The sequence below is a fragment of the Streptomyces sp. NPDC048504 genome (genome assembly GCF_043200035.1).
GTDB lineage: Bacteria > Actinomycetota > Actinomycetes > Streptomycetales > Streptomycetaceae > Streptomyces.
In genome coordinates this window covers 265,237-277,622 of record NZ_JBICXA010000009.1, presented here as the reverse complement: position 1 = coordinate 277,622, position 12,386 = coordinate 265,237, and the positions used below count along the sequence as shown (strand labels likewise).

Annotated in this window: 14 protein-coding genes; 4 read left to right on the top strand and 10 right to left on the bottom strand. The window is 70.4% G+C overall.

Going from position 1 to position 12,386, the window contains the following annotated elements; translation table 11 throughout:
- Positions 1-79: 79 nt before the first annotated feature.
- Together ACGFY9_RS23955 and ACGFY9_RS23950 are read right to left on the bottom strand one after the other, a co-directional pair.
- On the bottom strand, positions 80-1,060 hold the full coding sequence (locus ACGFY9_RS23955; protein ID WP_393757161.1) for an aldose epimerase family protein: 981 nt from the start codon (positions 1,058-1,060) through the stop codon (positions 80-82).
- Between the two features lie 10 nt (positions 1,061-1,070).
- The gene (locus ACGFY9_RS23950) at positions 1,071-1,976 is read right to left on the bottom strand and encodes an SGNH/GDSL hydrolase family protein (RefSeq protein WP_393757159.1); all 906 of its coding nucleotides are present in this window, start codon (positions 1,974-1,976) and stop codon (positions 1,071-1,073) included.
- Between the two features lie 255 nt (positions 1,977-2,231).
- On the opposite strand from ACGFY9_RS23950, the gene ACGFY9_RS23945 reads away from it, so the two are divergent.
- Positions 2,232-2,726 (top strand): DUF3145 domain-containing protein, encoded by a 495-nt coding sequence (locus tag ACGFY9_RS23945; protein WP_393757157.1) that lies wholly within the window; start codon positions 2,232-2,234, stop codon positions 2,724-2,726.
- Positions 2,727-2,844: 118 nt separating this feature from the next.
- Here ACGFY9_RS23945 and ACGFY9_RS23940 read toward each other — a convergent pair whose 3' ends face one another.
- The 5 genes from ACGFY9_RS23940 to fasR form a co-directional block, all read right to left on the bottom strand.
- On the bottom strand, positions 2,845-4,116 hold the full coding sequence (locus tag ACGFY9_RS23940) for a beta-ketoacyl-[acyl-carrier-protein] synthase family protein (protein WP_393757155.1): 1,272 nt from the start codon (positions 4,114-4,116) through the stop codon (positions 2,845-2,847).
- 83 nt (positions 4,117-4,199) lie between these two features.
- Positions 4,200-4,448 (bottom strand): acyl carrier protein, encoded by a 249-nt coding sequence (locus ACGFY9_RS23935; protein WP_015660680.1) that lies wholly within the window; start codon positions 4,446-4,448, stop codon positions 4,200-4,202.
- Positions 4,449-4,554: 106 nt separating this feature from the next.
- Positions 4,555-5,550 carry a ketoacyl-ACP synthase III gene (locus ACGFY9_RS23930; RefSeq protein WP_328683582.1) on the bottom strand — a complete coding sequence of 332 codons (996 nt, stop codon included), beginning with the start codon at positions 5,548-5,550 and terminating at the stop codon, positions 4,555-4,557.
- 14 nt (positions 5,551-5,564) lie between these two features.
- Entirely contained in the window at positions 5,565-6,482 is a 918-nt protein-coding gene (locus ACGFY9_RS23925) for an ACP S-malonyltransferase (RefSeq protein ID WP_393757153.1), read from the bottom strand.
- Between the two features lie 89 nt (positions 6,483-6,571).
- The gene (gene fasR / locus ACGFY9_RS23920; protein WP_393757151.1) at positions 6,572-7,777 is read right to left on the bottom strand and encodes a fatty acid biosynthesis transcriptional regulator FasR; all 1,206 of its coding nucleotides are present in this window, start codon (positions 7,775-7,777) and stop codon (positions 6,572-6,574) included.
- A gap of 73 nt (positions 7,778-7,850) precedes the next feature.
- Here fasR and ACGFY9_RS23915 point away from each other — a divergent pair, with 73 nt between their 5' ends.
- Positions 7,851-8,501, top strand: a complete 651-nt coding sequence (locus ACGFY9_RS23915) for a pirin family protein (RefSeq protein WP_393757423.1) — start codon at positions 7,851-7,853, stop codon at positions 8,499-8,501.
- A gap of 21 nt (positions 8,502-8,522) precedes the next feature.
- On the opposite strand, the gene ACGFY9_RS23910 is transcribed toward ACGFY9_RS23915, so the two are convergent.
- Together ACGFY9_RS23910 and ACGFY9_RS23905 are read right to left on the bottom strand one after the other, a co-directional pair.
- Positions 8,523-9,353, bottom strand: coding sequence for a serine hydrolase domain-containing protein (locus ACGFY9_RS23910; protein ID WP_393757149.1), 831 nt, complete (start codon positions 9,351-9,353; stop codon positions 8,523-8,525).
- 19 nt (positions 9,354-9,372) lie between these two features.
- Positions 9,373-9,840, bottom strand: a complete 468-nt coding sequence (locus ACGFY9_RS23905; protein WP_393757148.1) for a GNAT family N-acetyltransferase — start codon at positions 9,838-9,840, stop codon at positions 9,373-9,375.
- Positions 9,841-9,937: 97 nt separating this feature from the next.
- Between ACGFY9_RS23905 and ACGFY9_RS23900 the strand changes: the two genes are divergently transcribed.
- Both ACGFY9_RS23900 and ACGFY9_RS23895 read left to right on the top strand, forming a co-directional pair.
- A complete protein-coding gene (locus ACGFY9_RS23900; RefSeq protein ID WP_393757147.1) occupies positions 9,938-10,402 on the top strand; it encodes a MerR family transcriptional regulator in 465 nt (154 codons plus the stop codon).
- Complete coding sequence (locus ACGFY9_RS23895) at positions 10,399-11,415, top strand: aldo/keto reductase (RefSeq protein ID WP_393757146.1); 1,017 nt, start codon at positions 10,399-10,401, stop codon at positions 11,413-11,415. Before ACGFY9_RS23900 ends, ACGFY9_RS23895 begins: the two co-directional genes overlap by 4 nt.
- 99 nt (positions 11,416-11,514) lie before the next feature.
- On the opposite strand, the gene ACGFY9_RS23890 is transcribed toward ACGFY9_RS23895, so the two are convergent.
- A complete protein-coding gene (locus tag ACGFY9_RS23890; RefSeq protein WP_393757421.1) occupies positions 11,515-12,363 on the bottom strand; it encodes a DUF4429 domain-containing protein in 849 nt (282 codons plus the stop codon).
- Positions 12,364-12,386 lie beyond the last annotated feature (23 nt).

Here is a 12,386-nt window from a genome sequence, read left to right as displayed (position 1 = left end):
CCTCAGACAGCCCCGGTCCGGGACCTGACCCCTGGACCGGGGCTCATTCTTGCCCGGGCGACCAACTCAGGCGCCCGACTCAGCGGGCCGAGAAGCCGTACACCGTCTCCGAGCGGTAGGTGTCGCCCGGGCGCAGTTCCGTGCTCGGGAACTCCGGGCGGTTCGGGGAGTCCGGGAAGTGCTGGGTCTCCAGGGCGATCCCGGCGCCCGGGGCGAACGGGTCGGCCAGGTGCTCACCGGTGTAGAGCTGGATGCCGGGCTCGGTCGTCGCCACCGTCAACACCCGCCCGGACGCCGGGTCGTGCAGCTCGGCGATCTCGACCGGCGCCGGGGTCAGGCCCTTGTCGAGCACGAAGTTGTGGTCGTAGCCGGAGCCCACCTTCCGCGCCTCACGGAAGTCGAAGCGCGTGCCCGCCACGTCGTCGAGCGCACCGGTCGGGATCAGGTCGCCGTCGACCGGCGTGAACCGCGAGGCGGCGAGCCGGAGTTCATGACCGCCCGCGCCGCCCGTGCTGCCTGCGCCGCTCAGGTCGAAGTAGCTGTGGTTCGTGAGGTTCACGACGGTCGGCGCGTCCGTCGTCGCCTCGTAGACGAAGTGCAGCGCGCCCGACGCGTCCAGCGTGTACGTCGCCGTGACGTCGAGGCGCCCCGGGAAGCCCTCCTCGCCGTGCGCGCTGACCCGGCTGAGCCGCAGCCCGTGCTCGATGGGCTCGACGTCCCACACCCGCTTGTCGAAGCCGCGCTCGCCGCCGTGCAGGGAGTTGGGCGCGTTGTTCTGCGCCAGCGAGTACGTGACACCCTCCAGCGGGAAACGGCCGCCCGCGATCCGGTTCGCGTACCGCCCCACCAGAGCGCCGAGATACGGCTCGGGATGAGCGAGATACCCGTCCAGATCAGCGAACCCGAGCACCACGTCCGCCGCGTGCCCCTCCCGGTCCGGCACCTCCACCGACTGCACGATCCCGCCGTACGACAGCACCCGCACCCGCACACCGGCCCGCTCCAGCGTCCAGCGGTGCACGGGCGTGCCGTCGGGAAGGGTGCCGAAAAGTTCGCTCATGAGGGAAACCCTAGGTCACGGGTGTACGCGCGGTGACGTGACGGTAGGCGATCTCGGCGAGCCGCGCCTGGCCGTCCGTGCTCGGGTGGAACCAGTCCCAGTGGCTCAACTGGTCCGTGCCGAACCGGTAGTCGTAGACCGCGCCCCCGTCGAAACGGCACCGCTCGTCCGTCGCGCACACCTGCTCAAGGACCTTGTTGTACGCCTCCACCCGGTCCAGCACCGTGTCGCGCCGCTCCGTCGCCGCCGAGTCCAGGGCGTCCGCGTCGGCCAGCATCGAGGGGCAGATGCCCAGCTTCCACACCTCCTTGCCCATCGGGTTCGTCCGCCCCTGCGACCAGAGCCGCTTGAGATTCGGCACGCTGGCGACGTAGACCTGCGTCTTCGGCAGCGCCCGGCGCAGCGTCCTCAGCGAGGTCTCGAAGTCGGCGCGGAAGTCCGCGACGGAGGTCATGGCCGAGGTGGAGGCCGCGCAGGCGTCATTGGCCCCCACCATCACGGTGACCAACTGTGGCTTGCGGGCCGCCGCCTGACCGATCTGCGCGGGCAGGTCGGCCATCCGCGCCCCGGTCTCCGCGTAGTTCCAGCTACGCGTGGCCGCGCCCGTCTTCCCCAGCAGCCGTACGGCGAGACTGTCGACCGAGGCCGAGCTGCCCGTCGCCCAGGACACCTCAGGACAGTCCGACAGGACCGAACAGGCGTCGAAACCGCGGGTGATGGAGTCACCGACCGCCGCGACCGAGGACGGGCTGCTGTCCCACAGCGGGGCGGGGGAGGGCTTCGCCTTGGCCGCCGTACCGCTCTTGCTGTGCGCGCCGGCGGAGCCACCTCCGCCGGAGTCGCAGCCGGCGGCTCCCAGGACGGTCGCCGCCATGACGGCGAGCACGGCCCGTGAACGGTGACGTCGGTTTCGCATGCCCTGGCCCAGCCCCTTGATGTCGTGTAGCGATCCCCTCCCATGACAACGCGCGAGAGTTCCCGAACGTGTGCGATGCAACGGCACACCCCCGTACAGGCGTCCCCATGGGTGAATGGCGGCGTTTCCTGGCACCGGGAGGGACGGTACGTCACACTCCGCGCGCCGCCGCACGGTAGCCTCGCCCTCAACGTGGCTGCCCTGCCGCCGCCGTTCGCCAGTCAGCAAGATGCCCCGCTCTGTCCGGAGGTCCCGGTGACGACACGTGGAGTTCTGTACGTGCACTCCGCGCCGCGCGCGCTGTGCCCGCACGTCGAGTGGGCCGTCGCCGGGGTGCTCGGCACACGCGTCAGCCTCGACTGGATCCGACAGCCCGCCGCCCCCGGAACCTGGCGCTCCGAATTCTCCTGGCAGGCAGAGGCGGGCACGGCCTCCAAGCTCGCCTCCGCCCTCCGCGGCTGGCACCTCCTCCGCTTCGAGGTAACCGCCGAGCCCAACCCCACCGCCGAGGGCGAGCGCTACAGCTGCACCCCCGAACTGGGCATCTTCCACGCGGTAACCGGCATCCACGGCGACATCCTGATCCCGGAGGACCGCCTACGAGCGGCTCTGACGAGGTCTCAACAGGGCGAGACCGACTTGGAAGCGGAGATCGCCAAGCTGCTCGGCAAGCCCTGGGACGACGAACTGGAGCCCTTCAGATACGCGGGCGAGGGCGCTCCGGTCCGCTGGCTACACCAGGTGGTGTGAGGCTTTTAGGGGCGCGGGGAACTGCGCGCCCAGCCCCCACCGGCCGTAAGCCGACAAACGACATGTGGCCCGCTCCCCAAAACCCAGGGGGCGGGCCACACACCGTTCAGCAAACGCCTCAGACCGTCCGGAACGCCAACACCACGTTGTGCCCACCAAACCCGAACGAGTCGTTCAGGGCAGCAATCCGCCCCTCAACAGGAAGCTTCCGAGCCTCCCCGCGAACAACATCCGCGTTGGCCTCAGCCTCAGGGTCGAGGTTCTCGACATTGATGGTCGGCGGAGCGATCCGGTTGTACAGCGCGAGCACGGTGGCGACCGACTCGACACCCCCCGCACCACCCAGCAGATGCCCGGTCATCGACTTCGTGGCCGAGACCGCCATGTGGTCGGCGTCGTCGCCGAACACCTTGCGCAACGCCTTGAGTTCGGCCACGTCACCCGCCGGCGTCGACGTCGCGTGCGCGTTCACGTGCACGATCTCCGCCGCGTCGAGGTCGGTGTTGTCCATCAGGTTCTGCAGGGCGTGGGAGATCCCACGCCCCTCCGGCTCCGGCTGCACGATGTCGTGGCCGTCGGCGGAGATGCCCTGCCCGACCGCCTCGGCGTACACCCGGGCACCGCGCTTCGCGGCGTGCTCGGCGGACTCCAGGACCAGAACGCCCGCGCCCTCGCCGAGGACGAAGCCGTCGCGGCCGGTGTCGTAGGGACGCGAGGCGCCCTGCGGGTCGTCGTTGTTCTTGGACATCGCCATCATGTTGCCGAATGCGGCGATGGGCAGCGGGTGGATCGCCGCCTCCGTGCCACCCGCGACGACGACGTCGGCGCGGCCGGTGCGGATCATCTCGATGGCGTAGCCGATGGCCTCGGCGCCGGAGGCGCACGCGGAGACCGGCGTGTGCACGCCCGCGCGGGCGCCCACGAGCAGACCCACGTTGGCGGACGGGCCGTTGGGCATCAGCATGGGGACGGTGTGCGGGGAGACGCGGCGGACGCCCTTCTCCTTCAGCACGTCGTACTGGTCGAGCAGGGTCGTCACACCGCCGATGCCGGAGGCGATGACGGTGCCCAGACGGTCGGGGTCGACCGCCGGGTCCTCGCCGGCCTTGTCGGTGAAACCGGCGTCGGCCCAGGCCTCCTTGGCCGCGATCAGCGCGAACTGCGCCGAGCGGTCCAGGCGGCGGGCCTGCGGGCGCGGGATGACCTCGGAGGGGTCGACAGCGGCCGGCGCGGCGATACGGACGGCCTGCTCGGCGGCCCACTCCTGCTCCAGGGGCTTCACGCCGGACTTGCCGGCGATCATGCCTTCCCAGGTCGAGGCTGCGTCGCCACCCAGCGGTGTGGTTGCGCCGATACCGGTGACGACCACGGTGCGATTGGTCGGGCTCACGGGAATTCTTTCTCCAACGGTACGAGGATTAAGCGGCGCCACCGCCGGGTGGCGGGGCCATGCAGCCGGGCCTAAGAGGTGGCTCAGGCCTGGTGCTTGAGGATGTAATCGGTCGCGTCGCCGACCGTCTTGAGGTTCTTGACGTCCTCGTCGGGGATCTTGACGTCGAAGCGCTCTTCGGCGGCGACGACGACCTCGACCATGGACAGCGAGTCGACGTCCAGGTCGTCGGTGAAGGACTTGTCCAGCTGGACGTCCTCAACCGGGATGCCGGCGATCTCGTTCACGATGTCGGCGAGACCGGCGACGATCTCTTCCTGAGTGGCGGCCATGTCAGGCGCTCCTTCTTTGTGATCCAGAGGGTGTGGCGGTGCCCGCCGCGGCAGCGGCAGGTGAGTACAGCCGTACCGGATCCGATGATGATCCGGCACGGAGTGCCTAGGGGAGGGTAACGACCGTCGCGGCGTACACGAGACCCGCCCCGAAGCCGATGACGAGCGCGGTGTCGCCGCTCTTGGCCTCGCCGGTCGCCAGAAGCCGCTCCATAGCGAGCGGGATCGAGGCGGCCGAGGTGTTGCCGGTGGTGCGTACGTCACGCGCGACCGTGACGTGCTCCGGCAGTTTCAGCGTCTTCACCATCGAGTCGATGATCCGCTCGTTGGCCTGGTGGGGAATGAAGACATCCAGCTCGTCCGGGGTGATCCCGGCCGCGTCCAGCGCCTGCTGGGCGACCTTCGCCATCTCGAACACGGCCCAGCGGAACACCGCCTGGCCCTCCTGCGTGATCGCAGGGAACTTGCCCGTGCTGTCGTACTCGGTCCACGGCACGGTCTGCTTGATGGTGTCGGACTTGTCGCCCTCCGAACCCCACACGGTCGGACCGATCATCGGCTCCTTGGCGGGGCCGACCACGACCGCGCCCGCGCCGTCACCGAACAGGAAGGCCGTCGCACGGTCCTCCAGGTCGGTCAGGTCGGACAGCCGCTCCACGCCGATGACGAGCACGTACTCCGCGCTGCCCTCGACGACCATGCCCTTCGCGAGGGTGAGGCCGTAGCCGAAGCCCGCGCAGCCCGCTGAGATGTCGAACGCGGCGGCCTTGTTCGTGCCCAGCTTGTCGGCGATCTCCGTCGCCACGGCCGGGGTCTGCTTGAAGTGCGAGACCGTGGACACGATCACGCCGCCGATCTGCTCGGCGGTGATCCCCGCGTCCGCGATCGCCTTGCCCGATGCCTCGATGGACATCGCGGCGACGGTCTCCTCGTCGTTCGCCCAGTGCCGCGTCTCGATGCCCGAACGGGAGCGGATCCACTCGTCGGACGAGTCGATCGTCTCCAGGATCACCTCGTTCGGGACGACACGGACCGGACGGTAACCCCCCACACCGAGGATGCGCGCGTACGGTGCGCCCTTGCTCGGCTTGATCTTCGACATGTTCGTACGGCTCCTTAGGCGTTCGCGTGCTCGGCGATGAGCCCGCGGGCCGCGTCGAGGTCGTCGGGTGTCTTCAGCGCCAGCGTCTTCACACCGGGCAGGGCGCGCTTGGCGAGGCCGGTCAGGGTGCCGCCGGGGCACACCTCAAGGAGCGCCGTGACGCCGAGCTCCTTGAAGGTCTCCATGCACAGGTCCCAGCGGACCGGGTTGGCGACCTGGCCGACCAGCCGCTCCAGCACCTCGGCACCGGTGGCGACGGCCTTGCCGTCCTTGTTCGAGACGTACGTGATCGTCGGGTCGCCCGGCGTCAGTTCCTGCGCGGCCTTGGCGAGCGTGTCGACCGCCGGGCCCATGTGCCGCGTGTGGAACGCGCCGGCCACCTTCAGGGCCACGACCCGTCGCACGCCCTCGGGCTTGTCGGCCTCCAGGGCGGCGAGCTGCTCCAGCGTGCCGGCGGCCACGATCTGGCCCGCGCCGTTCACGTTCGCCGGGGTCAGGCCCAGCTTCTCCAGGTGCGCGACCGTGGTGTCCGGGTCGCCGCCGAGCAGCGCGGACATCCCGGTCGGGGTGATCGCGGCGGCCTCGGCCATCGCCAGACCACGCTTGCGTACGAGGGTCAGGGCGGCCGTGTCGTCCAGGACGCCCGCGAGGACGGCGGCGGTGATCTCACCGACGCTGTGACCGGCGACGGCACCCGGCGACACGGCACCGAGGGCGGCCGCGGAGACCAGTCCGGCGGCGACGAGCAGCGGCTGGGCGACGGCGGTGTCACGGATCTCGTCCGCGTCGGCGTCCGTGCCGTAGTGCACCAGGTCGAGGTCGGCGGCGGCCGAGAGGGCACGCAGACGGTCCTCGACACCGGGGAGGTCGAGCCAGGGAGTCAGGAAGCCGGGCGTCTGGGCGCCCTGGCCGGGAGCGACGAGTACGAGCACTCTCACACTCTCTCTTGGGGACGGGCACGGCCGCCCGTGGGGACAGGGACGAAGAACGGGAAGGGGTTTTGTGGAGCCCCGACAAAAGGCTAGTTCTGGGGATCTCCATCGGCCAGACGTCCCAGGATCAGCGCGATCCGCAGCGTGAACGCCGACCGTACATCCGACGGCGACCAGCCGGTGACGTCAGTCACACGTCGAAGCCGGTAGCGCACGGTGTTGGGATGGACGAACAGCATCCGCGCGGCACCTTCGAGGCTACTCGCCTGCTCCAGATAGACACTGAGCGTCTCCAGGAGCGCGGACCCGGCCTCCTCCAGCGGTCTGTAGATCTCCTCCACCAACTGGTCCCGGGCGCCGGGGTCACCGGCCATCGCACGTTCCGGAAGCAGGTCGTCCGCCAGTACCGGGCGCGGGGCGTCCTGCCAGGCGGAGCACGCCTTGAGCCCGGCGGCGGCGGCCTGCGCGGACCGGGTGGCGGCGAGCAGATCGGGCACGATCGGCCCGGCCACGACGGGTCCGGCCGCATAAGGCCCGATCAGCGACTTGGCGACGGCGAGCGGACTGTCGCTCCCGCCGGCGATGACGACGAGCCGGTCCCCGAGCACCCCGGTGAGCACCTGGAGCTTGGCGTGCCGGGCGGCCCGCCGAATCGCCTCGACGGTCAGCTCACTGTCGCCGTCGGGCGCGGTCCCCAGGACGACACACACATGCTCGGGCGAGTTCCACCCCAGCGCGGCGGCCCTGCTGACCGCCCCCTCGTCGGCTTCCCCGCTCAGCACGGCGTTCACGACGAGGGACTCCAGCCGGGCGTCCCACGCACCGCGCGCCTCGGCGGCCTGCGCGTACACCTGGGCGGTGGCGAAGGCGATCTCGCGGGCGTACACGAGGAGCGCCTCGCGCAGGACGGACTCGTCGCCGGGTGCGGCCACTTCGTCGATCGCGGACTCCATGACCTCGATGGTCGTCCGTACCATCTCGACGGTCTGGCGGAGAGTAATGGCGCGGGTCAGCTCGCGGGGCGCGGTCCCGAACACGTCGGTGGAGATGGCCTGCGGCGCGTCCGGATGCCGGAACCACTCGGTGAACGCGGCGATACCGGCCTGCGCGACCAGCCCGATCCAGGAACGGTTCTCCGGTGGCATCGCCCGGTACCACGGCAGCGTCTCGTCCATGCGCGCGATGGCCTGGGCGGCGAGACTCCCGGACGACTGCTCCAGCCGCTTCAGAGTCGCCGGGTGCGAGTGGGCACGGGGCCGGGGGCCTGCGGGTCTGCTGGTTTCGGGTTCGGGCACGGGACAAGACTGCCTTATCCGGACGGCGGTATGCGGTGCCGGGTCTCGACCGAGGGCTACCGTGGTCCCCGTGATGGACGTACGGCGCTCCGCCGAGCGCTACCCAGGGGGTGACCCGCAGGCCGGGATCCAGTCATGGCACGCCTTCTCCTTCGGGCCGCACTACGACCCGGACAACCTCCGGTTCGGCGCGATCATCGCCTGCAACGAGGAACGGCTCGCGCCCGGCGCCGGGTTCGACGAACACCCGCACAGCCACACGGAGATCATCACCTGGGTCGTGGAGGGGGAGCTGAGCCACCGCGACTCCACGGGACAGCTGACCCATGTCCGCCCCGGCGACGTCCAGCGCCTCAGTTCGGCGGCCGGCGTCCGGCACGTCGAGCGCAACGACAGCGACTCGCCCCTGACCTTCGTGCAGATGTGGCTGGCCCCCATGGAACCCGGCGGCGAACCGTCGTACGGGATCGTCCACGGCATCGCCGACTCCACGCCCTACGCCGTGCCGGAGGCGGGCGCGATGCTGCACGTCCGCCGTCTCACGCCCGGTGAGCGCACGGCCGTACCGGACGCCGTGCGTGTGTACGTCCATGTGGTGCGCGGTGAAGTGAGCCTGGGCGGAGAGAAGTTGGGGCCGGGGGACGCTGCGCGGATCACGGACGCGCGGGATCTGGTGGTGGAGGCGGCCACCGGTGCCGAGCTGCTGATGTGGGAGATGACCTAGCGCCCGGAGCCCCAACGCCCGTCAGCGCTCGGAGAGTTCGGCCAGTACCGCGTCCGTGAACGGCGGCCACGCCTCAACCGCCCACGCCCCGAACGCCCGGTCCGCCAGCGCCACGCACCCCACGCCAGCCAACGGGTCGATCCACAGGAACGTACCGGACTGCCCGAAGTGGCCGAACGTGCGCGGGGATGATGAACTCCCCGTCCAGTGCGGGGACTTGGAGTCGCGGATCTCGAAGCCGAGGCCCCAGTCGTTGGGGTTCTGGTGGCCGTAGCCGGGGAGGACGCCCTTGGTTCCGGGGTACTGGACCGTCATCGCATCGGCGACCGTGCGCGGGTCGAGGAGCCGGGGGGACTGGACCTCGGCGGCGAACCGCAGGAGATCCTCGACCGTCGAAACACCGTCCTTCGCCGGGGAGTCGCCGCCTTCCAGCGTCGTCGACGTCATGCCCAGGGGGGCGAGGACCGCCTGGTGCAGATACTCCGCGAACGGGATCTCCGTCGCCTTCGCGAGGTGGTCGCCGAGCTGCTCGAAGCCCGCGTTCGAGTACAGGCGGCGCTGCCCGGGCGGGGCCGTCACGCGGTGCTCGTCGAAGGCCAGCCCCGAGGTGTGGGCGAGGAGATGGCGGACCGTGGAGCCGGGCGGGCCCGCCGGTTCGTCCAGCTCGATCGCGCCTTCCTCGTACGCGACGAGGGCGGCGTACGCCGCGAGCGGCTTGGTGACCGAGGCCAGCGGGAAGCGGTGGCCGGCCGGGCCGTGGGTCCCGAGGACGGTCCCGTCGGCTCGTACGACACCTGCCGCGGCGGTCGGTACCGGCCAGTTCTCGATCAGCGCGAGGCTCTGCAAGGACATGCCGTCGAGCCTAAGTGGTTCAGAGCATCAGCCCCATCATGGGGTCGGGCTTGCGGGTGAAGCCGAGGGAGGCGTACAGCGGCTCGGCGTCGGGGGAGGCGGTGAGGAGGACCTGGCCGGCGCCGCGCTCGCGGAACCACTGGAGCAGCTCCTCCATGCACGCGCGCGCGTACCCCCGGCGCCGCGCGTCCGGGTCGGTGGCCACACTGAAGACGAACCCGGCCTTCCCGTGCGGGTTCCCCGCCTTCCCGATCCGGTAGTCGACCGTCCCGACCACGAGTGCCGCCAGCGCCCCCGGCCGCTCCGGGTGGTCGACGACGAAGGCCCCGAAGTCCTCGTCCGAGGCGAGCCGCTCCCGCAGCGTCGGCAGGGACTCCGCGTGCCAGTCCGTACCGGGGTCCGAATCCGGCAGCGCGTCGATCATCACCTGGCGCAGTCGCAGCAGTTCGGCGGCATCGTCGGGGGCTGCCCGTCGTACGAGACTCATGTCCCGCACGCTATCCACCGCACCCTCGACCCGTCCTGCCGATTTCTTACCGGTTCCGCTTGCTTCGAGTGCACTCCAAGGCCATAGCGTGGTGGCCATGACGGTGATGGAGACCACGGGTACCAGTACCGACAGCTGCGCGGGCCCGCCGCAGGGCGAGCGGCGTCCGGACGGCGCGGACAACTACACGATCAGCGAGGTCGTCGCCTTCACCGGCCTGACGGCACACACCCTCCGCTGGTACGAGCGCATCGGGCTGATGCCGCACATCGACCGCTCGCACACCGGCCAGCGCCGCTACAGCAACCGCGACCTCGACTGGCTCGACCTCGTCGGCAAGCTCCGCCTGACCGGCATGCCGGTCGCCGACATGGTCCGCTACGCCGAGCTGGTGCGCGAGGGCGAGCACACCTACGGCGACCGCTTCGAACTCCTGGAGGCGACCCGACGGGACGTCCTGGCCAGGATCGCCGAGCTGCACGACACCCTCGCCGTACTCGACCGGAAGATCGCCTTCTACGGCGACGCCGGCCACGCATACGAGAAGGAGAAAGCCGGATGACCGACAGCACGATCCCGACCGCACGACTCGGCGCCCATGGCCCCGAGGTCGGCGTCCAGGGGCTCGGCTGCATGGGCATGAGCTCGTCCTACGGCCCCGCGGACGCGAAGCAGTCACGGGCCGCCCTGGATCGCGCGTTCGACCTGGGTGTGACCCTGTACGACACGGCGGACGCGTACGGCGTGGGGGAGAACGAGCGGTTCCTGTCGCCGTTCTTCAAGGCGCACCGCGACCAGGTCGTCATCGCCACCAAGTTCGCCCTGTCGATCCCGCCCGGCGAGCCCACCCGGCGCGTCATCCGCAACGACCGCCCGTACCTCCGCCAGGCGGTCGAGGCGAGCCTGAAGCGCCTCGACATCGACGTCATCGACCTCTACTACATGCACCGCCGCGACCCGGCCGTCCCCATCGAGGACACCGTCGGCGCGATGGCGGAACTGGTGGCCGAGGGCAAGGTGAAGCACCTCGGCCTGAGCGAGGTCACCGGCGCGGAACTGCGGGCCGCCCACGCCGTCCACCCCATCGCCGCCGTCCAGTCGGAGTGGTCGCTCTTCAGCCGCGACGTCGAGATCAGCCTGGTCGGCGCCGCCGCCGACCTGGGCGTGGCGGTCGTACCGTACTCACCGCTCGGCCGGGGCTTCCTCGCCGGCTCCTTCACCAACGCCGAACAGGACCTCACGGAGGGCGACTTCCGCCGGAACCAGCCCCGGTTCACCGGCGAGAACGCGGCCGCCAACGGCGCCCTCCTCGACCCGATCCGCACGGTCGCCAAGGCCCACGACGCCTCCCTCGGCCAGATCGCCCTCGCCTGGGTCCAACAGCGCGCCCAGGTCCACGGCCTCCCGGTCATCCCCATCCCGGGCACGACCAAGCCGAGCCGGGTGGAGGAGAACACAGCGGCGGCCCGGATCATCCTGACCGACGACGAGCTGTCCCAACTGGAGCCGATCGCGGGCAAGGTGACAGGAGACCGCTACGCGGACATGACCTTCGCATCATCAAGCAGGGAGTAGGGGGAAAGCGCCGCTAACCGGGGCGCCCCTTAAGGGGCGCGGGGAACTGCGCGACCAGCCCCCACCGGCCCGCACCCAAAAAACAACAAGCAGCCCCCGCTACAACTCCGCCAACAACTCAGCCTTCTTCACGGCGAACTCCTCATCCGTCACCAGCCCCGCCTGATGCAGCTCCGCCAGATGCCGAATCCGCTCGGCGACATCCGCAGGATCACGCCGAGCGGCCGGAATCACAGCAGCAGGACGCCCAGACCGCACCGCCGCAAGCACCGCCGCCGCGAACGGCAGAGACTCATGCACAGGCCCATACCCCAGCCCGAACACCACAGCCGCCGGATCCTGATCAACGGGCAGAAGCGATTCGGCCCCGCGCAACAGCCGTAGATGCCCCTCGAAAACCTCGGGCGACCGCCACTCGACACCGTTCAGGTCGGCGACCGCGAAACTCTGGTCGCCGGCCTTCCACTTCGCGGACGACGCCCCCGTCCAGAACCACCGGAACGACACCGTCTTCCCGTCGAAGGACGCCTTCCCGTCGTACGCCTTGAACCGCAACGGCACCTCGGGCGCGGCTACGAGAAACCGCTCGGCAGGCCCGTCGTCCGGCTTCAGCCGCGCACGCAACTCGTCGGCGTAGTACTCGGCGAGCGTCTCGCGCTCGGCGGGCAGCACCAGCCGATAGGGATCGCAGCTCTCCTTCAGCTGACCCGCGGCCGTCTCCATCAGCGGGTCGGCGCCGGGCCGGGGCTCCGCGCGGAGCACGACCGTGCCGCGCCGGCCGGGGGTGAGCGTCACCGCCTGGATCGCCTCGAAGGGGATCCGGCGTTCACCGAGTGCCTGAAATAGCTTGGGTGTTCGAATGCCACGTTCGTAACGGATGACCACGGAGTCGGACTCGAACTCCCAGGCGGCATGAAATCCGGCCAGTACGTCACCCATGCGGCTCATCGTAGGCGGCACACGCTCCTCCG

Excerpts from the sequence above, each read along its gene's own strand:
- ACGFY9_RS23955 (WP_393757161.1), bottom strand. The coding sequence starts at position 1,060 with ATGAGCGAACTTTTCGGCACCCTTCCCGACGGCACGCCCGTGCACCGC.
- ACGFY9_RS23950 (WP_393757159.1), bottom strand. The coding sequence starts at position 1,976 with ATGCGAAACCGACGTCACCGTTCACGGGCCGTGCTCGCCGTCATGGCG.
- ACGFY9_RS23935 (WP_015660680.1), bottom strand. The coding sequence starts at position 4,448 with ATGGCCGCCACTCAGGAAGAGATCGTCGCCGGTCTCGCCGACATCGTG.
- ACGFY9_RS23930 (WP_328683582.1), bottom strand. The coding sequence starts at position 5,550 with ATGTCGAAGATCAAGCCGAGCAAGGGCGCACCGTACGCGCGCATCCTC.
- ACGFY9_RS23915 (WP_393757423.1), top strand. The coding sequence starts at position 7,851 with ATGGACGTACGGCGCTCCGCCGAGCGCTACCCAGGGGGTGACCCGCAG.
- ACGFY9_RS23910 (WP_393757149.1), bottom strand. The coding sequence starts at position 9,353 with ATGTCCTTGCAGAGCCTCGCGCTGATCGAGAACTGGCCGGTACCGACC.
- ACGFY9_RS23905 (WP_393757148.1), bottom strand. The coding sequence starts at position 9,840 with ATGAGTCTCGTACGACGGGCAGCCCCCGACGATGCCGCCGAACTGCTG.
- ACGFY9_RS23900 (WP_393757147.1), top strand. The coding sequence starts at position 9,938 with ATGACGGTGATGGAGACCACGGGTACCAGTACCGACAGCTGCGCGGGC.
- ACGFY9_RS23895 (WP_393757146.1), top strand. The coding sequence starts at position 10,399 with ATGACCGACAGCACGATCCCGACCGCACGACTCGGCGCCCATGGCCCC.
- ACGFY9_RS23890 (WP_393757421.1), bottom strand. The coding sequence starts at position 12,363 with ATGAGCCGCATGGGTGACGTACTGGCCGGATTTCATGCCGCCTGGGAG.